The sequence below is a fragment of the Streptomyces sp. NPDC050856 genome (assembly GCF_040653855.1).
Classification (GTDB): Bacteria; Actinomycetota; Actinomycetes; order Streptomycetales; family Streptomycetaceae; genus Streptomyces.
The window spans coordinates 26,528-46,363 of the sequence record NZ_JBFAGV010000013.1; the positions used below are offsets into that span (position 1 = coordinate 26,528).

Sequence of the window (19,836 nt, forward strand, 5' to 3'; positions counted from 1 at the left end):
CGGGCGGCACCGGGTCCGGCGCCCGCCCGCCCGGAAGCGGCGGGCCGTCCGGCCCGTCCGGGGAGCACCACCGGCGGGGCCGCGCCGGCCAGGGGTCAGCTGTGGCCCAGGTCCTCCGCGGCCGCGTCCGTCGCGGGCGGCACCGAGCCGCCGTCACGGGCCGGGCGCAGGGTGAACTCGTCCGCGCCCATCGAGTCAAGTACCGGCGGCGCCGGGCGCGGGGGCGTCGGCATGACCGCCGCCTCGGAGTGGCCGCCGCATCCGTAGGTGAGCGACACGACGTGCCCGTCGGCCGGGGAGAACTCGTTGGCGCACACGCCGAAGGCCTGCTTCAGGGAGCCGGCCAGCGGCATCAGGAAGCCGCAGGAGACGCACGGCGCGGGCGCGGCCTGGGCCATCGGCGTCTTGGCGCCGAACTTCTCCTCCCACCGGTCCGCCGCGACGTGCAGTCCGTACCGCGACAGGACCCGGGCCCGGCGCAGGCCGAGCTCCTCGGCGACGGCGGCGATGGAGCCGCGCGAGGGGGTACGGGTGATGAACTCGGCGTCCTCGGCCTCCACCAGCTCGGCCATCTCCTCCGAGACGGGCGAGTTCGGCGGCGGGGTGTCCTCGCCGGTGAAGCCGGGCTCCAGCCGCAGGTCGTCGGCCTCGGTGGGCAGCAGGTCGCCCGGACCGAGGTCGCCGGGGCGCAGCCGCTCGCTCCACGGCACCCACTCGGGCGCCAGGAGCGCGTCGGGGCCGGGCAGCAGGACGGTCTCGTCGAGCGTGACGGCCTTGGCGCGGGAGGCGCGGGTGACGGTGACCGCCCAGCGCCAGCCCCGGTAGCCGGGCTCCTCGCACTCGAAGAGGTGGGTGACCACCCGGTCGCCCTCGGAGACCACGCCCGCGTGCTCACCGACCACTCCCGGCGCGGCGACCTCCTCCGCGGCCTCCCGGGCGAGGTCTACCGCCTCGGCGCACAGGCGGTCGGGGGCGGGGGTACGCGGGGTACGGCTTCGCGTCGTCGCAGCACTCACAGGTCTCGCTTCTCTCTACGCCGTCTCACAGGTGCGCCGGCCGATTCGCGAGGTGAGGGGCGGCGGGCGGAGCGGACCAGGGGGCCGCATCGACGTCCGCGCCCTTCGTGTCTCGGGCACACCTATCGTCATCCATTCTGCGGGATGACGAAGAGGCGCGCGGCCGAGAACTTCCGCCGGTGGCGCGCTACGCACGCTACCCCCTCCGCAGCCCGCCGCCCACCTGCCCGCCCCAAGTAGACGTCATCCCGGTTCACGGAGGACCCCTGGGGCACTATGACGGGGTGGCAGGCGAGAGGTCGTCCCAGGATGACGATGCCCGGCCGCTCCGCAGGGCGGCCCGGCGGCTCGGCCGTGCCCTCCACCTGCCGTTCACCGGGACCGCGCGCGGCATCCGCCGGGCGACGCACGCGCACGGCGCGGGCGAGTCGGGCCTGGGAAAACTGATCGAACTGCACGCCGTGAACGGCGCCGGTGACGTGATGATCACCGTCGCCCTGGCGTCCACGGTGTTCTTCTCGGTACCGACGGACGAGGCACGCGGCCGGGTCGCGCTGTACCTCGCCATCACCATGGCGCCCTTCACCCTCCTCGCCCCGGTCATCGGGCCGCTGCTCGACCGTGTCCCGCACGGCCGCCGCGCCGCGATGTCGGGGGCGATGCTCACCCGGGCGCTGCTCGCGCTGACCATGTCGGGGGCGGTCGCCACCGGCGGTCTGGAGCTGTACCCGGCGGCACTGGGCGTGCTGGTGGCCTCCAAGGCGTACGGAGTGGTCAGGTCGGCGGTCGTGCCGCGGTTGCTGCCACCCGGGTTCTCCCTGGTGAAGGCCAATTCGCGGGTCACCCTGTCCGGCCTGCTGGCGACCGGGGTGGCCGCCCCGGTCGGCGCGGGGCTCCAGCAGGTCGGCCCGGCGTGGCCGCTGTACGGGGCGTGCGCGCTGTTCATCGGCGGAACGCTCCTGGCGCTGTCGATGCCGCACAAGGTCGACTCGGCGAAGGGCGAGCGCAAGGCCCACATGCTGACCCACGGCGAGAGCAAGCCGAGCCTGCGCACGGTCGGGCCGTCGGTCCTGCACGGGCTCCAGGCCAACGCGGCGCACCGGGTGCTCTCGGGGTTCCTGATCTTCTTCCTGGCCTTCCTGCTGCGCGAGCATCCGCTCGCGGGGCAGAGCGCGGCGGTGTCGCTGGGCATCGTGGGGGTCGCGGCGGGCGTGGGCAACGCGTGCGGTACCGCGGTGGGGGCCTGGCTCAGGTCCAGGGCCCCCGAGGTGATCATCGCCACCATGCTGACGCTGGCCCTGACGGCGGCGGTCTGCGCGGCGGTGTTCTTCGGCGGGGTGGCCGCGGCGGTCCTGGGCGCGGTGGCCGGGCTGTCCCAGGCCCTGTCGAAGCTGTCGCTGGACGCGCTGATCCAGCGGGACGTGCCCGAGGTGGTCCGCACATCGGCGTTCGCCCGGTCCGAGACGCTGCTCCAGATGGCGTGGGTGGTCGGCGGCGCCATCGGGATCGCCCTGCCGCTGAACGGACCGGTCGGCATGACGGTCGCCGCGGCGATCCTCGGGCTCGGTGTGGCGGTCACGGTGCGGGGCCTCCTGGCGGCGGCCCGGCGCGGCACGCCGCACCCCCGCGTGGCGTGACCGGGGGCGACCGATAGCCTTCGCCCCATGACCGTTGCGTTCTTTTCCGGTAGGGCCCGCCGGGCCGGCGTCGCTCTGGGTGCCGTCTCCGCCGGACTCCTCGTACTCTCCGCCTGCGACAAGCCGACGCCGCTCGCCACCGTGACGGTCGGGTCGGACTCGGTCAACTCCGAGGCGTCCTGCTACAACGAGGGCGGTGCGATCAAGGAATCCCTGATCCAGGGCTGCCTCAACAAGAAGACCGGAAAGACCATCACGGTCTCGATGGACGACAAGATCCGCTTCGGGGTCGACCCGGAGATCGCCGAGCACGGCTGGACGCTGTTCATCGGCGGCCAGCAGGCCGAGCAGGAGCCGTACAAGAAGACCTACCGGACCGTTCCGGCCAGCGCCTTCTTCTCCGCCCAGACGGGCGAGACCTCCAGCACGGCGCAGATCAGCATCGTGGAGACCAGCGGCAAGAAGCTGACCGGCATCTGGCACTTCACGCTGAAGAAGGCGTCCTGACCCTGCGTGTCCTGGTGGTGACGGCCGTGGCGGCGGAGGCGGACTCCGTCGCCGCCGGCCTGGTCGGCTACGGCCCGGCACAGACCGCCGGGCGCCCCCTGCCGGGGGGTCGCACCCTCACCCGCCGCGCCCGCGGCCCGCTGTACGGCGCGCCGCCCGTGCCCGGCGGCTCGCCCGGCACCGCCGGCGGGCTGGTCGACGTCGTCGCCGCGGGCGTCGGACCGGCCGCCGCCGCGGTGGGCACCACCAGCGCGCTCGCCGCCACCCCCCACCCGTACGACCTCGTCGTCTCCGCCGGTATCGGCGGCGGTTTCGCGTCCCACGCGCCACTGGGCGCCGTCGTGGTCTCCGACGCGATCGTCGCCGCCGACCTGGGCGCCGACACGCCCGACGGCCACCTGTCCGTCGAGGAGCTCGGCTTCGGCCGCTCGGTCCACCTGCCGCCCGCCGGCCTGCCCGGCCGGATCGCCGGAGTGCTGCGCGAGGGCAAGCAGCGACACCTGGTCGCGCCCGTGCTCACGGTGTCCACGGCCACCGGCACCGCCGCCCGCACCGCCGAGCTGACCGCCCGCCACCCCCGGGCCGGGGCCGAGGCGATGGAGGGCTTCGGCGTCGCCGAGGCGGCCACCGCCCACGGCGTGCCCGTGGTCGAGATCCGCGCCGTCTCCAACGCCGTCGGCCCGCGCGACCGGGCCGCCTGGCGGATCGGCCGGGCGATGGACTCGCTGCGGTACTCCTTCGAGCTGCTGAGCGGCACCGTCTTCGTGGAGGACCTGTGACCCTGCGGATCGCGTACTCGCCCTGCCCCAACGACACCTTCGTCTTCGACGCGTGGGCGCACGGCCGGGTGCCGGGCGCGCCCGGTCTCGACGTGACGTTCGCGGACATCGACGTCACCAACGGGATGGCCGAGCGCGGCGAGCTGGACGTCCTGAAGGTGTCGTACGCCGTGCTGCCCTGGGTCCTGGACGAGTACGCGCTGCTGCCCTGCGGCGGCGCGCTGGGCCGTGGCTGCGGCCCGCTGGTGCTCACCCGCGAGGCGGGCGCCGGCCTCACCGGGAAGACGGTCGCGGTGCCGAGCGAGCGCTCGACCGCGTACCTGCTGTTCCGGCTGTGGGCGGCGGACCTGGTCCCGGGCGGCTTCGGCGAGGTCGTGGTGATGCCGTTCCACGAGATCATGCCGGCGGTACGGGACGGCCGGGTCGACGCGGGGCTCGTCATCCACGAGGCCCGTTTCACCTACCAGCGGTACGGGCTGCACTGCCTCGCCGACATGGGCGAGCACTGGGAGAGCACCACGGGGCTGCCGATCCCGCTCGGCGCGATCATCGCCAAGCGCTCGCTGGGCGCGGACACGCTGAGGCTGCTCGCCGAGTCGGCCAGGACCTCGGTCCGGATGGCCTGGGACGACCCGGAGGCCTCCCGCCCGTACGTACGGGCGCACGCCCAGGAGATGGACCCGGCCGTGGCCGACCAGCACATCGGTCTCTACGTCAACGAGTTCACGGCCGACCTCGGCGAGAACGGCTACGCCGCCGTACGCGGCCTGCTGACCCGCGCGGCGGCCGAGGGACTGGTCCCGCCCCTCGGCCCGGACGCGCTCGCGTTCGTCTAGGGGTCAGACGTCCAGCTGGTCGGCGACCGCCCGCAGCAGGCCGGCGATCTTCTTGCCGTGCACCTTGTCGGGGTAGCGGCCCCGCTCCAGCATCGGAGTGATGTTCTCCAGCAGGGTGGTCAGGTCCTGGACGATCGAGGCCAGTTCGTCGGGCTTGCGCCGCTGCGCCGCCGCCACCGAGGGCGTCGGGTCGAGGACGGTCACCGACAGCGCCTGATCGCCGCGCTGGCCGGCGACGACACCGAACTCCACCCGCTGGCCGGGCTTCAGGCTGTCGACCCCGGCAGGGAGCACCGACGAGTGCACGAAGACGTCGCCGCCGTCGTCGCGGGAGAGAAAGCCGAAGCCCTTCTCACTGTTGAACCACTTGACCTTGCCGGTAGGCACGTCTGTCCTCGTCCTCGTACTCGATGGGTGACGCCAAAAGAATTCGGCTCCGGATGGCACTGCAGCGGGTCGCCCGGACCCTCCTCCCAAGGCCTTGGCTTGCCTTCGAGCAGGGCGGGACCCCCAGCGCACCAAGGCTAATGGTCCAGGGGCCGGTGACAAGACGTCGCCGGTCCGTTCCCGCGGCCTGGGAACTACCCTGGCTGAATGCTTAGTGAAACCCCTTCCAGCGGCGCCGCCCCCGGTGACGGTCTCGTGCGGGCCGGCGGGATCGTCTTCATCGTCGGCGCGGTGGCCACTCTGGTCACCGTGGCACCGCTCTTCCTGGGCACCGACCCGTTCCCGCCCGTCGCCTACGCCGTCTGCATGCTGATGGGTGCCGGTTTCCTGATCGCCGCGGCGGGCGTGCTGCGGTCGATCGCGGCGCAGCGCCGTCAGGCGCGGTCGGCCACCGACGCCAGGTAACCCTCCCACCAGGCAGGAAAGGCCGTCAGGTCGGGCAGGACGACATCCGCCCCGGCGGCACGCAGCTCGTCCGCGTCGCACGGCCCGGTGGGTACGGACAGGGCCAGCGCACCGGCGGTCCGGGCGCCCCTGACGTCGCCGGTGTGGTCACCGACGTACACGCTCGCCCCCTGCTCGCGCAGCGCCTCCCCCTTGGCCTCGGCCCACAGCCACCCGATGACCTCGTCCGGTTCCATGCCCAAATGGGCGAGGTGGAGTTCGGCGTTCGGCTGGTGCTTGGCGGTGACGACGACGACCCGGCCGCCCGAGGCGTGAACGGCTTGAATCGCATCCCTCGCACCGGGCATGGCGAGCGTCCGTTCGATGGCGTACTCCGGGTAGATCTCGCGATACCGGTCGGCCATCCCCGGAATCCGCTCGGCCGGGAACCAGTGCGCCAGCTCCTGCTCCAGCGGCGGCCCGAGCCGGGTGACGGCCAGGTCGGCGTCGATCGGCACGCCGGTCTCGGCGGACAGCGCCCGGTAGGCGGCGTGGATACCGGGTCGCGAGTCGATGAGGGTCATGTCGAGGTCGAAACCGACGGTGGGGATCGGGGTGGAGGCCATACCGGCCATTGTCCGCCGACCCGGCGCGGGTGCGAGGACCGGCCCCAGGCCGCCCCGGTGCGGGCGCGGAGGCACCTCAGGGCGCGCGCCCTGAGGCGCGGGGGCGGGGGTCAGCGGCGGCGGGAGCGCCGGACGAGGTACAGCGCGGAGGCGACCGCCGCGCCGCGCACCACCCAGGGCCACAGCTCCGCGACCGCCGCCCCCAGCGCGTCGCCGCCCGGTGCGACGGGGTCGCCCCAGCGGCCGTCCACCCTGCCCCACAGCCAACCGGCGGCGCCCGCCACGACCAGACCCGGCAGGCCGAGCACGGCCCACTTCGCCTCGGCGCGGCTGAGCCGGCGCGAGGCGTACGCGAGCAGCCAGCCGCCGGCCAGGGCCAGCCATGAGCCGAGGACGGCGCCGGCCACCAGCAGCACGGCGGCGATCAGCAGCAGCGGGCTGGCGACCCGGCGGGCCGGGGCCGGCTCGGCCACCACGGGCTCGACGACAGCCGGGGCCGGGCCCTTGGCGCGCCGGAGCCGCCAGGCGTGCCGGACCAGGCGCGGGCCGCGCGGTGGCGAGGCGTCCGGCGCGGCGGCCGGGTCCGCCACCTCGCCCTCGGCCTTCTCCCCGTCCGCCTCCTTGGGCGGGGGCTTGAGCATGTCCGGGATCTCCACACCGCCACGGAACCCGGGCACGATGTCGCCCGGACCGTAGGTGCCTTCCTCGACCCGCCACCAGTCCGGCCCGGTGTCCGCCGCGCCGACCTCGTCCATCCCCGCCAGGTGCGGCCCCCACTCGCGGGGGGCCGGCGCGGGTGGCTCCGGTTCGGTCCTGCGGGGGCGGGGGACCAGTCGCCGGGCGCGGGGCGTGCGCTGCTCGGGCACGGCGGACCGCACCGGCGGGGACCCGGGCGCCGGCCCGCCCGCCGCTGTACCGCCCGTACCGCCCGGGCCGCGCGAAGCACCGGTACCGCCCGGGCCGCCCGTTCCGCCCGGGCCGCCGGACGCCGCCGACGACACCACGTCGTCCGGCGTGCCGATGGCGCCGAGGATGCGCCGTACGGCCGTCGGGTCGTCCGCGCCGTCCCGCGCGCGGCGGCGGGCGATCTCCTCGCGCAGCGTCGCCACCAGCCGCATCCGCGCCTGGGAGGACAGCTGTTGCTGCTGAGCCAGGTCGCCGACCCGGCTCAGGTAGTCGAAGACCAGCTGGTCGCTCTCGATCCCCACTGTTCCCCTCCACGGCCATGGGCTGCCGCCCTGTCCCGACGTTAGCGCCTGCGCAGGGGCTAACGTGGTGCGGATGGGGACCGGTGAGCTCGATCAGGTGGATCAGGAGGCGCACGTGTCCGAGGGCCGTGGCGGTACGGCGGCTCCGCGCACCCTCGCGGAGGCGCTGCGGGCACGTGGCGACGAGGGGCTGACCGCACTGCTGCGGGCCCGGCCCGACCTGCTGGTGCCGGTGCCCGCCGACCTCGGCCAGCTCGCCACCCGGGCCGGGACCCGGGCCTCCGTGGTACGGGCGCTGGAGCGGCTCGACCGGTTCACCCTCCAGGCCGCCGAGGCGCTGGCCGTGGCGCCGGACCCGGCCCCGTACCCGGTGCTGCTGGCGCTGATGGCCGGTGACGAGGGCGACCCGGACGTCGCGGCGGCGCTGCCGGGCGCGGTGGGCACGCTGCGCGACCAGGCACTGGTGTGGGGGGACGACGACCGGCTGCGGCTGGTGCGCACGGCGCGTGAGCTGCTGGCGCCGTCGCCGCAGCACCCCTCGCCCACCGGGCTGGGTCCGACGGTCGCGGAGGCCACGGCGGGGATGTCCCCGGGGCGGTTGCAGGAGATCCTCGGCGCGGCGGGGCTGCCCACGACACACGATCCGGTCTCGGCGGTCGCCGCGCTGACGGCGCTGTTCACCGACCGGACCCGGATGGGCGCGCTGCTGGACACGGCGCCGGCCGACGCGCTGGGCGTGCTGGACCGGCTGGTGTGGGGGCCGCCGTACGGCGAGGTGACGGCGGACCCGGCGCCACCGGTGCGGTGGCTGCGGGACCGCGGGCTGCTGCTGCCGGTGTCGGCGCGCACGGTCGTGCTGCCGCGCGAGGCGGCGCTGCACCTGCGCGGCGGGCGCGCGCACCGGGCGCCGGAGCCGGTGGCGCCGGTCGTGACGGCGGCGCGCGAACACCGTCCACAGGTTGTGGACAACACGGCCGCGGGTCAGGCGTACACGGCGCTGGCGACCGTCGAGGAACTGCTCAGGGAGTGGAACGAGGGCGGCCCGGCGGTCCTGCGGGCCGGTGGTCTGTCGGTACGCGACCTGAAGCGGACGGCGACGGCGCTCGACCTGCCCGAGCAGGCGACGGCGTTCTGGCTTGAACTGGCGTACGGGGCGGGGCTGATCGCCTCGGACGGCGAGGCCGCCGAGCGGTACGCGCCCACGCCCGAGTCCGACGAGTGGCTCGACCTGCCGGCCGCCGAGCGGTGGGCCGGGCTGGTCACCGCCTGGCTGGCCGCGACCCGCGCCCCCGGCCTGGTCGGCGGCCAGGACGCGAAGGGCCGCACCTTGTCGGCGCTCGGCCCGGACCTGGACCGCGGCCCCGCGCCGGAGGTGCGCCGCCGGGTGCTGAGCCTGCTGGCCACGCTGGAGCCGGGCGCGGCGCCCGACCCGGACACCCTGCTGGCCCGGCTGCGCTGGGAGCGCCCGCTGCGCGGCGCCGCCACCTCGGGCGCCGACCTGCGCGCCCGCCTGGCGACCTGGACACTGACGGAGGCGGAGGCACTGGGCGTCACGGGACGGGGCGCCCTGTCGTCGGCGGGCCGCGCCCTGCTGGGCGAGGACGCCGGAGGGAGCGCCGCGGGCACCGGGGACACCGGCCGCGCCCCGGACGCCGGAGGCGCCGGCGGGCACGGTGCCGGCGGCACCGGTACGGCCGTCGCCGAGCGCGCCGCCCGGTTGCTGGCGCCGCTGCTGCCCGAGCCCGTCGACCACGTACTGCTCCAGGCCGACCTGACCGCGGTCGCCCCCGGCCCCCTGGAGCGGCCGCTCGCCGACATGCTCGCCGTCCTCGCGGACGTGGAGTCCAAGGGCGGCGCCACCGTGTACCGCTTCACACCCGGCTCCGTGCGCCGCGCCCTCGACTCCGGGCAGGCCGCCACCGACCTGCACTCCTTCCTGGCCGCCCACTCCCGCACGCCCGTTCCGCAGCCGCTCTCCTACCTCATCGACGACGTCGCCCGCCGGCACGGCCACCTCAGGGTGGGCGCCGCCTCCGCCTACGTACGGTGTGACGACGACGCCGTGCTGGGCGAGATCCTGGCCGACAAGCGGTCCGCTTCCCTGCGGCTGCGCCGCCTCGCCCCCACCGTGCTGGCCGCCCAGGCGGACCCGGCGGCGCTGCTGGAGGGACTGAGGTCCATGGGCTTCGCCCCGGCCGCCGAGTCGGCGGAGGGCGACGTCCTGGTCACCCGCGCCCACGCGCACCGCACCCCGCCCCGTGCGGCTCCCGCTCCCGTCCCGGACGGGCCTCCGGCACCCGACGGCACACTGCTGGGCGCGGCGGTACGGGCGATCCGCGCCGGGGACCGGGCGTCCACGGTGGTGCGCAAGGAGGAGCCGGACAGCGGCCGGACCACCGCCGCCGGCGAACTGCCGCGCACCTCGGCCGCCGAGACCCTCGCCACCGTCCAGGCCGCGGCGATGACCGGCTCGGCCGTGTGGATCGGCTACGTCAACGCGGAGGGCGCGGCCAGTCAGCGCGTCATCGCTCCGGTACGGGTGGAGGGCGGCTTCGTCACGGCGTACGACCACACGGCCGACGAGGTCCGTACGTACCCGCTGCACCGCATCACGGGTGTCGCGGAGCTGGCCGACGACCCGGTCTGACGCCAACCATGCCCGCAGTGCGGGGATTTACCTCCCCGGGGTGACCGATCGGCCACCCCCGAGGGACATTTCGCATCCCGGCGGCGCGGCCTGGGCAGCAGGGGGGTGTCCCCGGACGCCCCGGGGGTCACCCCACGGGGCGCTCGCCGCACCAACAGAAAGAGGCAGTTCCATGCGTCGTGTCACCACCGTCCTGTTCGTCGCCGCCGCGATCCTCTCCGCCCTCACGGCACCCGCCGCCGCCATCGGCATCGATCTCGGGGGCGGGCTCACACTCTGACCGCCCGCCTCCGGGCGACCGGGTCCGCGCCGCCTTCCGGACGGTGCGGGCCCGGTACCGGCCGACCGCCGACCCGCCGACCCGTGGTCACCTTCGCGAAAGGACCGCCATGTCCCGTCGTCTCGCCCTTGTCCTCGCCGGCGCCGTCCTGCTGTTCACCGCCCTGGCCACCCCGGCCGCCGCCAATCCGCTCCCGCCGATCACCGGACCGCTGACCGACGTCCAGGTGGAGGGCCCGCTGATCCAGAGCATCATGCTCTGACCCGCTGACGGCGTTCCGAGGGCTCCGCGCCGGTCGCCCTCACTTCACCGGCCGGTCACCGCCCGTACCGCCGTTACTCGGCCGGCTTGACCGGGTGGGGCTCCCGGGGAGGGGCCGACTGGACGGTCGGCCGGGTGTGCGGCGGCGGCGCGGCCGGCCCGTCGGCCGGCGGCTCCCCGGACCGCTCGGCCGGCTCCGCCACCGCCCGCCGCCTGTGCACCAGGCGACCCAGGCGCCTCCCCAGCAATACGTACCCCAGCAGCGCACCCGACGTGTTCAGAATCACGTCGTCCACGTCGAAGGCCCGCCCCGTCACGATCGCGCCCTGGATGAGCTCCACCAGCGTCATCACCAGCACCGTCAGCGCCACCACTCGCAGCAGTCGCAGCGAGCGCGGCACCAGGACCGGCAGCAGGACACCGAAGGGCACACCGAGCAGCAGATTGCCGCCGATCTGCTTACACGCCGCCAGGAACGTGTAGTCCTGGGCGTACTGGCGCAGCGAGGCACCCGGCCGCAAGTTGGTGGTCGCCACACCCGCCGAGGCCTGTGACGGGGTCAGCGTCAGGCGGGCCAGCACGGCCGAGAAGGCCACCAGCGCCAGGAACGCCACCACGATCAGGCTTATCCGAAGGACCGTCCTGCCCCACTCCGCACGGGGCCCAGCTCCCGTAGTCATGGCGCCCGGATACCCGCCCGCCCCGCGCGCACTCCCCGCTCACCCCGCCGATCAGGGACACTGGTTGTTTGGCCGGATACCGAAGGCCGTCAGGAAAGGGTGAGGCGTGAACGGACCACTGATCGTCCGGACGATCAAGCTGGATACGCATACCTAGCACGCCAGGGTGGGCGACGGGAAGACCCGCCTGGCCACCGCACGGGGCGCTACGTGCGCTTCACACTCTCCGGCGGGACCAGCCACTCACGGCCCCCGCCCTCAGGCCAGAGGAAGGCCATAGGGCGCTTCCGGCGCTCGCTCGGCAGGCAGGCGGGATCCTCATAGTCCGGAATCACGTCTCGCAGGATGCCGGCGCGTCCCGCGCCGTCTTCCACGCGTCGCCCGATGTCCGCCGCGGTGACCATCAGTGCCCTTCGGGGTGTCGCCGCATGAAGACGTTGCAGTCGGACACGGTCGTCATGTCGCCCCCGGCACGGGCGCGGGAGCGCACGTTGGCCAGTTCGGTGCATCCCGCGCACCCGTCGACAGGATCCGGGTCCGGATCCAGGTGCAACGGCAGCTCGATCGGCGGGGTGCTGTATCGCGTGGGCTCACTCATGGCGCGATGGTCGCGCCGGCCGTCAGGACGGAGGAACCTCGTACGTTTCCCACTTCGGGACGTCCCACCGCGTGTAGAACGTCCCTCGGACGTCCGAAAGCCGAGGGGGCACATCATGTCGAACGAGCGACTTCGAGCCGTCATGGAGGCAGGTGGCTGGACACACGCAGCCTTGGCCGGGGTCACGGGGGTCGACCCCAAGTCCGTGGAGCGGTGGGTCAATCTAGGGCGCACACCGCGCCGAGCAACGGCGCTGGCGGCAGCGGAAGCGCTGGGCGAGGACGTGCACGCCCTGTGGCCGACACTCCGACAGGCGCGTGCCGCACGAGCTGTCAGCTCCGAACTGGTCGCTCTCTATGGGCAGCGAGCAGACCTTCCTGTGTCGGTCTTCGTGGACCTTCTCTCCCAGGCGCGCCAGCGGATCGACGTGCTGGTGTACGCGGCCGTCTTCCTGCACGAGGCATACCCCCGCCTCAGCGACCTCCTGCGTGAACGGGCCGACGACGGTTGCGCGGTCCGCATCGCCGTGGGCGACGCCGATGACCCCAACGTCCAGCAGCGCGGGCGGGAAGAGAGGTTCGGCCACGGCATCGAATCCCGCTGTCGTCTCGCACTCCTGCATTACCGGCCCCTCGCGGACGTACCGGGCATCGAGCTGCGCACCCACGGAACGACCCTCTACAACAGCCTGTACCTCGCCGACGACCAGATGCTGGTCAACACACATGTGTGGGGCGTCAACGCCTACGGCGCGCCCGTGTGGCACCTCCGGCGCCACGGCGACGGGGGCATGTTCGACACCTACGCGGGGAGCTTCGACGCCGTGTGGGAAACCGCCCACCCCGTGGAAGGCTGAGCACCGTGGCCCGAACCGAGTACTACGACGATCCGAACGCCCCCCGGCCGAACAGCCTGGTCGTGGCAGCCTCCGCCGTCGTCACAGATGGGGACGGCCGCGTACTTCTCCAGCGGCGCCGGGACAACGACTTGTGGGCGCTGCCGGGCGGAGCCATGGACATGGACGATTCCCTGCCTGGCGCGGCCGTGCGAGAGGTCAAGGAGGAGACCGGCCTGGACGTTGAGATCACGGGACTCGTCGGCACGTACACCGACCCCCGCCATGTCATCGCGTACAGCGACGGAGAGGTACGCCGGCAGTTCAACATCTGCTTCACCGGCCGGGTCGTCGGCGGCACCCTGGCCATCTCCGAGGAGAGCACGGAGCTCCGCTTCGTGGCGCCCGAAGAACTCGACTCACTTCCCATGCACCACACGCAACGGCTGCGCATCCGGCACTTCCTGGAACACCGCGCCGCCCCGTACTTGGGGTAGGGCCACGAACCGCCCGTTTCGACCTGTCACCTCAGCGGCAGAGGTCCATGATGGTGTCGTCGAAGTCAGGGAACTCCGCTGCGGCTTGCTCGATCACGGTGGCCGCCGGTTGATGCTGGTCGGACGCGAACCGCTCTGCAACGGCCAGCAACTCATCGTTGGGGCGTGGAGTCCAATCCGGCTCGTACTGGGTAACCGCCTCCCATGGGCCGAAGCCGTCGGCCAGCAGCCAAAGGAAGGCCCCCAGGTCGCGTGCGACGACGCCGGTCTCCCCTTCGGACCCGAGGAAGACGACAGGTTGATCGGCCAGGGGTAGCCCCGGCCGCACTAGCCAGAAGGCTGCATACCCTCCCGAGCCGTCCTGGCCGAACACGCGGAAGTCATCCCCGCACAGTTCGCCGTTTCCGGTCCATGCCCGGAACCAGTCAGTGGTCTCCTCGGCGGACAGGAAGGCTGTGAAGGGCTCGAAGTCGACCCCATCACCACCGGCATAGTCGAAACGAGTGGCCATCGCAGCGGCTAGCCCGGCGGGGAACTGTAGATCATCAGGGAGCGTCATCCGGACACGCTAACGGTGCGGTCGGACACCGACGACCGACACCCCGCAGGAACACCCCGATCGACCATGCGACAGTTTTCCCTCCCACACGAGCTGGCCAAGGACGGAAGGGGGCCACCGCCCCCCTCTCTCACACGATCGGACGCGGTTGAGAAGACGGGATGACGGATGGAGCCCCTGATCTGTTTTTCTCTTACTTTTCTACGTGCCATCAAAAAGTAGGGAGAACCGTCATTCCGTCATCGCTCGGCGGGCTCAGAACAGCTCAAGCGTCTGAGCCGCAGCGCGCTGTACGACCGCTTCGACGTCCTTGCCGTCGGCGTCCGCGCGGCGGATCTCGCCGTCCTCTCCGAAGTAGACCGCGAGGCGGGAAGTGTCCAGTCTCGGGCCGCCCTTGCGGGACATGCCGACCTCGACGTACGCCCCCGCGTTCAGCAGCAGATCACGCTTGCCCGCCGTGTCCGCGTCCTTCCAGAGCTGTGCGTGAGTCCGGCCGGTCGGGACCGCTTCCACGCCCGCAGGCTTCGCGGTGCGCTGCTTTTCGCTCAGCGAAGCCAAGCGCTCCTCCAGCTTGGCGTACTGGGCCGCGTACCTCGCGGCACCTTCCTCGCCCTTGAACAGGCCACGGTCGTACCGGTCCTTCCTCAGGTCCTCCAGCGCTTCCCTGGCCTGCCGGATCTGCGGACGGAAGTCCTCGCCCACGTGCTCCACCATGCGCACCACGGGGAAGGCGCCGAACTTCTCCAGGAACAGCGCCGTGACGTGCTGCTCCATGCCCTCACCCGCGATGCTCACGCCGTAACAGGTGAGTTCCGTGCCTGCCTGCCGGGCCTTCAACCGGCCGATGCACCGATAGCGGATGCGGCCCTTGGCGACGTACGTGTACATGCGGTTGTGGCAGACCGCGCAATAGACGATCCCCCGCAGCAGCGCCGTTCCCTCGCGTCGCCGGTCGCCCGGATTGGCTCGCCGGCTCAGCTCGTCCTGCAACGCCTGCCAGGTGTCCATGTCCAGGATCGGCGTGCGGTTGACCAGTGGCAGCCCGTCCGTCATCAGGATCGGCTTGCCGTCCTCGATCACCTGCCCCAGCAACTGAGGGTTGCCGAGAAGGCTGCGCAAGGTGGAGGGGTACCACCGCTTGGAGTCGCTGCGCTTGCCCGTGGTCTGCCGTGACGAGTGGCCGGGCGAGGGCTTGTCCGACTTCGTGAGGTCCGATGCGATCTTGAGTAGCGAGTCCTTGTTGAGGACCCGTTCCACGATCTCGTGGATCGTCTTCGCTTCCTCGGGGTTGATCTCCAGGACCTTCCCCGCACCGTCGGGGTCGGGGGCCACCCGGTACCCGTACGGCACTCTGCCGCCCGTATAGCGGCCCTCCCGTCGCAGGTGTTCATGGGCGCTTGAGACGCGCATACCGATGGTGTCGGACTCCAGCTCGGCGAAGACCGCGATCACCTTCGCCATGGCACGCCCCATGGAAGAGGTGAGGTCCAGCGGCTCACTGGCGGACGCGAGAGCCACGCTCTCCGCCTGGGTGACCTTCATGATCTCCGCGAAGTCCACCGTGGAGCGGGCCAAGCGGTCGATCTTGAAGAACACGATCACGTCGAACTCGGCGAGCCGGGCCAAGATCCGCTGAAGTCCCGGACGATCAAGGCCGCGCGAGTAGCCCGAGACGTCGATGTCCTCTTCCACGGCTATGACCTGCCAACCACGGGCCGCGCACAGTGCCTCACAGGCCGCGCGCTGACGCTCGGGCGAGGTAGAGTTTTCTGTTTCCCGCGAAAGGCGGACATAGATGGCCGCGCGCATTCCCGACGCGTTCGCCGGGACGCCCTTCGGGCGACGGGCACGGGGCATGGCCCTGGCCGCGGCAGGCGCAGATGTGGTGTCTGTCACACGAGGATCCTATCTGCGGAGGTATGTGTGTCCTGCCTGATCGTCCAGAGCGACAAGACACTCCTGCTCGAAGTCGACCACGAGCGGGCCGACGCGTGCCGTCGCGCCATCGCCCCGTTCGCGGAGCTGGAGCGCGCGCCCGAGCACATCCACACCTACCGCGTCACCCCCCTCGGCCTGTGGAACGCCCGCGCCGCCGGTCACGACGCCGAGCAGGTCGTGGACGCCCTGGTGGAGTTCTCCCGCTACCCGGTGCCGCACGCGCTGCTGGTCGATGTCGCCGAGACCATGGCCCGCTACGGGCGGCTCACCCTCAGCAAGCACCCCACCCACGGGCTGGTGCTGACCACCACCGACCGGCCCGTCCTGGAGGAGATCCTCCGGTCCAAGAAGGTGCAGCCGCTGGTCGGCGCGCGGGTGGACCCGGACACCGTCGTCGTGCACCCCTCCGAGCGCGGGCAGATCAAGCAGACGCTGCTCAAGCTGGGCTGGCCGGCCGAGGACCTGGCCGGGTACGTGGACGGCGAGGCTCACCGGATCGACCTGGCCGAGGACGGCTGGGCGCTGCGCCCGTACCAGCGGCAGGCCGTCGAGAACTTCTGGCACGGCGGCTCCGGTGTCGTCGTGCTGCCCTGCGGTGCCGGAAAGACGCTGGTCGGCGCGGGTGCGATGGCGCAGGCCAAGGCCACCACGCTGATCCTGGTGACCAACACCGTCTCCGCCCGCCAGTGGAAGCACGAGCTGGTCAAGCGCACCTCGCTGACCGAGGACGAGATCGGCGAGTACAGCGGCACCAGGAAGGAGATCCGCCCGGTCACCATCGCCACCTACCAGGTGCTGACGACCAAGCGGAAGGGGATCTACCCCCATCTGGAGCTGTTCGACTCCCGGGACTGGGGCCTGATCGTCTACGACGAGGTGCACCTGCTGCCCGCGCCCGTGTTCAAGTTCACCGCCGATCTCCAGGCCCGCCGGCGGCTCGGGCTGACCGCGACCCTGGTCCGTGAGGACGGGCGGGAGTCGGACGTCTTCTCGCTCATCGGGCCGAAGCGGTTCGACGCGCCGTGGAAGGAGATCGAGGCGCAGGGCTACATCGCGCCGGCCGACTGCGTCGAGGTCCGCGTCAACCTCACCGACGCGGAGCGGCTCGCCTACGCGACCGCCGAGACGGAGGAGAAGTACCGCTTCTGCGCCACCACCGCGACCAAGCGGAATGTCACGGAGGCGCTGGTACGGCGGTTCGCCGGGCAGCAGATCCTGGTGATCGGCCAGTACATCGACCAGCTCGACGAGCTGGGGGAGCACCTGGACGCACCGGTGATCAAGGGTGAGACGTCGAACGCGCAGCGGGAGAAGCTGTTCGAGGCGTTCCGGCAGGGTGAGATCAGCGTGCTGGTCGTGTCGAAGGTCGCCAACTTCTCGATCGACCTCCCGGAGGCGACGGTGGCCATCCAGGTGTCGGGCACCTTCGGCTCCCGCCAGGAGGAGGCGCAGCGGCTGGGGCGGGTGCTGCGGCCGAAGGCCGACGGCCACCAGGCGCACTTCTACTCGGTGGTCGCCCGGGACACGATCGACCAGGACTTCGCGGCCCACCGCCAGCGGTTCCTGGCGGAGCAGGGTTACGCGTACCGGATCGTGGACGCGGACGAGCTGCTGGCGCGGGACCCGGACCCGGGCTCGGCGCCGGACTCCGGCGCGGACCCGGGCGCGGGCCTCACCGGCGCCTGATGCCGGCCTCCTCGGTGTACTCGCCGAGGACCACCACGCCGAACACCGCGCCGGCGAAGACCTTGACCGCGCGCAGGGCGCTGCCGACGGGGTGCGCGGAGCGGGCGTGGGCGTGGGCGGCGGTGGGTCGCTCGCTGCCGTGGGCGAAGGTCGATGAGGTCATGCCCCCAGCATGGTTCGCGCACCGGGACGGCACATCGGTCCACAGGGCGAACCCGGATCCGGCCCGCGTACGACTCCAGGCATACGCCGTCCCCTACGGGTCGTAATCCGGTCGACCCTCCCGTGGCGCCTGGCTAGAATCGCCGGCTTGCCCGCCTCCCTCGTGGAGTGCCGCCCTCCGGTCGGCAACCGGACGGCCCGCCATCAGCCGCGTCACACCCCCGGAGGCTCCGCCGTGCCTGACCCACTCGCGCGTGAACGCGCCCACCTCGCCGCTTCGCGGGCCGCGTTGCGCGCCATGCGCGAGGACGCGCAGGCGCTCGACATCCGGGACGTGACCGCGAACTGGGTCAACGCCGCCGTCCTGCGGGCGCAGCTCGAGGAGCGCGTCAAGGCGCTGGCCGACCTGTCCCACACCCCGCTGTTCTTCGGCCGCCTCGACTACCTGAGCACCACCCAGGAGGGGCAGCGCTTCCACATCGGGCGCCGGCACGTCCACGACGCGGACGGCGATCCCATGGTCGTCGACTGGCGCGCGCCGGTGTCCCAGCCGTTCTACCGGGCGTCGAAGCGGGACCCGCAGGACGTGGCGCTGCGGCGGCGCTTCGGGTACACCGGCGGGGAGCTCACCGCGTACGAGGACGAGCACCTGAGCGACCCGGCGGAGGAGGAGCGCGCGTCCGGGCTCCTCCGGGCGGAGATCGAGCGTCCGCGCGTCGGCCCGATGCGGGACATCGTCGCGACGATCCAGCCCGAGCAGGACGAGATCGTCCGCAGCGGCCTGACCGGCACGGTCTGCGTCCAGGGCGGACCGGGCACCGGCAAGACGGCCGTGGGCCTGCACCGGGTGGCGTACCTGCTGTACGCGCACCGGGAGCGGCTGGCCCGTACCGGCACGCTGGTCATCGGGCCGAACCGCTCCTTCCTGCACTACATCGAGCAGGTGCTGCCGGCGCTCGGCGAGCTGGAGGTCAGGCAGGCGACGGTGGACGACCTGGTCGGGCATGTCGAGGTGCGCGGCGTGGACGACCCGGTGGCGGCCGTGGTCAAGGGTGACGCCCGGATGGCCGAGGTGCTGCGGCGGGCGGTGCGCTCGCACGTGACGATGCCGGTGGAGCCGCTGATGGTGGTGCGCGGCTCGCGCCGCTGGCGGGTGCCCGCCCACGAGCTGGCGGACATCGTCCGGGAGCTGTTGGACCGCGACATCCGGTACGGGGCGGCCCGCGAGGCGCTGCCGCAGCGGATCGCGCACACCGTGCTGGTGCGGATGGAGCAGGCGGGTGAGGCGCCGGACGACCGGGTGCAGAACGCGGTGGCGCGCGATCCGGCGGTGAAGGCGGTCGTCAAGGCGGTATGGCCACCGGTGGACCCGGCGAAACTGGTCCACCGGCTGCTGTCGGACCCCGACTTCCTGGCGGAGCACGCGGCCGGGCTGCTCACCGAGCAGGAGCGCAAGGCCATCGTGTGGACCCGGCCCCCGCGCTCGGCGGGGACGGCCAAGTGGTCGCCGGCCGACGCGGTCCTGATCGACGAGGCGGCGGACCTGGTGGAGCGTACGCCGTCGCTGGGCCATGTCGTCCTGGACGAGGCGCAGGACCTGTCCCCCATGCAGTACCGGGCGGTGGGCCGGCGTTGCTCGACGGGCTCGGCGACGGTCCTGGGCGACCTCGCGCAGGGCACGACGCCGTGGGCCACCTCCAGTTGGGCCGACGCGCTGGCCCACCTGGGCAAGCCCGAAGCGGTGGTGGAGGAGCTGACGGCCGGCTTCCGCGTGCCGCGCGAGGTGATCGCGTACGCGTCCCGGCTGCTGCCGCACATGTCCCCCGGGCTGGCGGAGGTCCGGTCGGTCCGGGAGGCGCCGGGCTCGCTGGAGGTGCGCCACGTGGACGGCGACCTGGCCGCGGCGGTGGTCGCGGCGTGCGCGGCGGCGCTGGAGCACGAGGGGTCCGTCGGGCTGATCGCGGCGGACCCCCGCGTACCGGTCCTGGCCGACGCCCTCCGCGCGGCGGGCCTGCGCTGGCTGTCCCCCGGCGAGGAGACCACCGCGGCCTGCCGCCTCACCCTGGTCCCCGCCTCGCTGGCGAAGGGCCTGGAGTACGACTACGTCGTCCTGGACGAACCCGCGGCCGTCGTCGACGCCGAGCCCGACGAACGCACCGGCCTGCGCCGTCTGTACGTCAGCCTCACCAGGGCCGTGTCCGGCCTGACCGTCCTCCACGGCGCCCCGCTCCCGCCCCAGCTCGGCTGAGGGAC

20 protein-coding genes are annotated in these 19,836 nt (G+C 73.0%); 11 read left to right on the forward strand and 9 right to left on the reverse strand.

Going from position 1 to position 19,836, the window contains the following annotated elements:
* Window positions 1-95: 95 nt before the first annotated feature.
* Window positions 96-1,016, reverse strand: coding sequence for a DUF3027 domain-containing protein (locus AB0H53_RS14480; protein WP_362111663.1), 921 nt, complete (start codon window positions 1,014-1,016; stop codon window positions 96-98).
* Window positions 1,017-1,300: 284 nt separating this feature from the next.
* On the opposite strand from AB0H53_RS14480, the gene AB0H53_RS14485 reads away from it, so the two are divergent.
* The 4 genes from AB0H53_RS14485 to AB0H53_RS14500 are packed head-to-tail and all read left to right on the forward strand — an operon-like array spanning window position 1,301 to window position 4,775.
* A complete protein-coding gene (locus AB0H53_RS14485; protein ID WP_362111666.1) occupies window positions 1,301-2,653 on the forward strand; it encodes an MFS transporter in 1,353 nt (450 codons plus the stop codon).
* Between the two features lie 27 nt (window positions 2,654-2,680).
* Complete coding sequence (locus tag AB0H53_RS14490) at window positions 2,681-3,160, forward strand: DUF2771 domain-containing protein (RefSeq protein WP_362111669.1); 480 nt, start codon at window positions 2,681-2,683, stop codon at window positions 3,158-3,160.
* A gap of 2 nt (window positions 3,161-3,162) precedes the next feature.
* Window positions 3,163-3,939 (forward strand): futalosine hydrolase, encoded by a 777-nt coding sequence (locus tag AB0H53_RS14495; RefSeq protein WP_362112048.1) that lies wholly within the window; start codon window positions 3,163-3,165, stop codon window positions 3,937-3,939.
* Window positions 3,936-4,775: a 1,4-dihydroxy-6-naphthoate synthase gene (locus AB0H53_RS14500; RefSeq protein WP_362111672.1), complete on the forward strand. Its 840-nt coding sequence runs from the start codon at window positions 3,936-3,938 to the stop codon at window positions 4,773-4,775. The genes AB0H53_RS14495 and AB0H53_RS14500 overlap by 4 nt, the downstream gene beginning before the upstream one ends.
* Before the next feature lie 3 nt (window positions 4,776-4,778).
* Here the strand turns inward: AB0H53_RS14500 and AB0H53_RS14505 are convergent, their stop codons facing one another.
* Window positions 4,779-5,162, reverse strand: a complete 384-nt coding sequence (locus tag AB0H53_RS14505) for a cold-shock protein (protein ID WP_362111675.1) — start codon at window positions 5,160-5,162, stop codon at window positions 4,779-4,781.
* Window positions 5,163-5,369: 207 nt separating this feature from the next.
* Between AB0H53_RS14505 and AB0H53_RS14510 the strand changes: the two genes are divergently transcribed.
* Window positions 5,370-5,627, forward strand: coding sequence for a hypothetical protein (locus AB0H53_RS14510; protein WP_362111677.1), 258 nt, complete (start codon window positions 5,370-5,372; stop codon window positions 5,625-5,627).
* Here the strand turns inward: AB0H53_RS14510 and AB0H53_RS14515 are convergent.
* Both AB0H53_RS14515 and AB0H53_RS14520 read right to left on the reverse strand, forming a co-directional pair.
* On the reverse strand, window positions 5,597-6,232 hold the full coding sequence (locus AB0H53_RS14515; RefSeq protein ID WP_362111680.1) for a haloacid dehalogenase-like hydrolase: 636 nt from the start codon (window positions 6,230-6,232) through the stop codon (window positions 5,597-5,599). The two genes, AB0H53_RS14510 and AB0H53_RS14515, sit on opposite strands and share 31 nt — an antisense overlap.
* Before the next feature lie 110 nt (window positions 6,233-6,342).
* Entirely contained in the window at window positions 6,343-7,440 is a 1,098-nt protein-coding gene (locus AB0H53_RS14520; RefSeq protein WP_362111683.1) for a hypothetical protein, read from the reverse strand.
* Window positions 7,441-7,513: 73 nt separating this feature from the next.
* Here AB0H53_RS14520 and AB0H53_RS14525 point away from each other — a divergent pair, with 73 nt between their 5' ends.
* Complete coding sequence (locus AB0H53_RS14525; protein WP_362111686.1) at window positions 7,514-10,087, forward strand: helicase C-terminal domain-containing protein; 2,574 nt, start codon at window positions 7,514-7,516, stop codon at window positions 10,085-10,087.
* Between the two features lie 389 nt (window positions 10,088-10,476).
* Window positions 10,477-10,629, forward strand: coding sequence for a hypothetical protein (locus AB0H53_RS14530; protein ID WP_362111689.1), 153 nt, complete (start codon window positions 10,477-10,479; stop codon window positions 10,627-10,629).
* Window positions 10,630-10,702: 73 nt separating this feature from the next.
* Here AB0H53_RS14530 and AB0H53_RS14535 read toward each other — a convergent pair whose 3' ends face one another.
* Window positions 10,703-11,308 (reverse strand): VanZ family protein, encoded by a 606-nt coding sequence (locus tag AB0H53_RS14535; protein WP_362111692.1) that lies wholly within the window; start codon window positions 11,306-11,308, stop codon window positions 10,703-10,705.
* 403 nt (window positions 11,309-11,711) lie between these two features.
* Entirely contained in the window at window positions 11,712-11,906 is a 195-nt protein-coding gene (locus tag AB0H53_RS14540; RefSeq protein WP_362111695.1) for a hypothetical protein, read from the reverse strand.
* 115 nt (window positions 11,907-12,021) lie between these two features.
* Here AB0H53_RS14540 and AB0H53_RS14545 point away from each other — a divergent pair, with 115 nt between their 5' ends.
* Together AB0H53_RS14545 and AB0H53_RS14550 are read left to right on the forward strand one after the other, a co-directional pair.
* Window positions 12,022-12,762: a helix-turn-helix domain-containing protein gene (locus tag AB0H53_RS14545; protein WP_362111698.1), complete on the forward strand. Its 741-nt coding sequence runs from the start codon at window positions 12,022-12,024 to the stop codon at window positions 12,760-12,762.
* A 5-nt stretch (window positions 12,763-12,767) separates the two neighbouring features.
* Window positions 12,768-13,238 (forward strand): NUDIX domain-containing protein, encoded by a 471-nt coding sequence (locus tag AB0H53_RS14550; protein ID WP_362111701.1) that lies wholly within the window; start codon window positions 12,768-12,770, stop codon window positions 13,236-13,238.
* 31 nt (window positions 13,239-13,269) lie between these two features.
* Here the strand turns inward: AB0H53_RS14550 and AB0H53_RS14555 are convergent, their stop codons facing one another.
* Together AB0H53_RS14555 and AB0H53_RS14560 are read right to left on the reverse strand one after the other, a co-directional pair.
* On the reverse strand, window positions 13,270-13,797 hold the full coding sequence (locus AB0H53_RS14555) for an SMI1/KNR4 family protein (protein ID WP_362111704.1): 528 nt from the start codon (window positions 13,795-13,797) through the stop codon (window positions 13,270-13,272).
* A 255-nt stretch (window positions 13,798-14,052) separates the two neighbouring features.
* Complete coding sequence (locus AB0H53_RS14560; protein ID WP_362112051.1) at window positions 14,053-15,654, reverse strand: recombinase family protein; 1,602 nt, start codon at window positions 15,652-15,654, stop codon at window positions 14,053-14,055.
* Between the two features lie 66 nt (window positions 15,655-15,720).
* On the opposite strand from AB0H53_RS14560, the gene AB0H53_RS14565 reads away from it, so the two are divergent.
* Window positions 15,721-17,421, forward strand: a complete 1,701-nt coding sequence (locus AB0H53_RS14565; protein WP_362111707.1) for a DNA repair helicase XPB — start codon at window positions 15,721-15,723, stop codon at window positions 17,419-17,421.
* Here AB0H53_RS14565 and AB0H53_RS14570 read toward each other — a convergent pair.
* Window positions 17,408-17,584, reverse strand: coding sequence for a hypothetical protein (locus AB0H53_RS14570; protein ID WP_362111710.1), 177 nt, complete (start codon window positions 17,582-17,584; stop codon window positions 17,408-17,410). The two genes, AB0H53_RS14565 and AB0H53_RS14570, sit on opposite strands and share 14 nt — an antisense overlap.
* Window positions 17,585-17,881: 297 nt before the next feature.
* On the opposite strand from AB0H53_RS14570, the gene AB0H53_RS14575 reads away from it, so the two are divergent.
* Window positions 17,882-19,831, forward strand: a complete 1,950-nt coding sequence (locus tag AB0H53_RS14575; protein WP_362112054.1) for a UvrD-helicase domain-containing protein — start codon at window positions 17,882-17,884, stop codon at window positions 19,829-19,831.
* Window positions 19,832-19,836 lie beyond the last annotated feature (5 nt).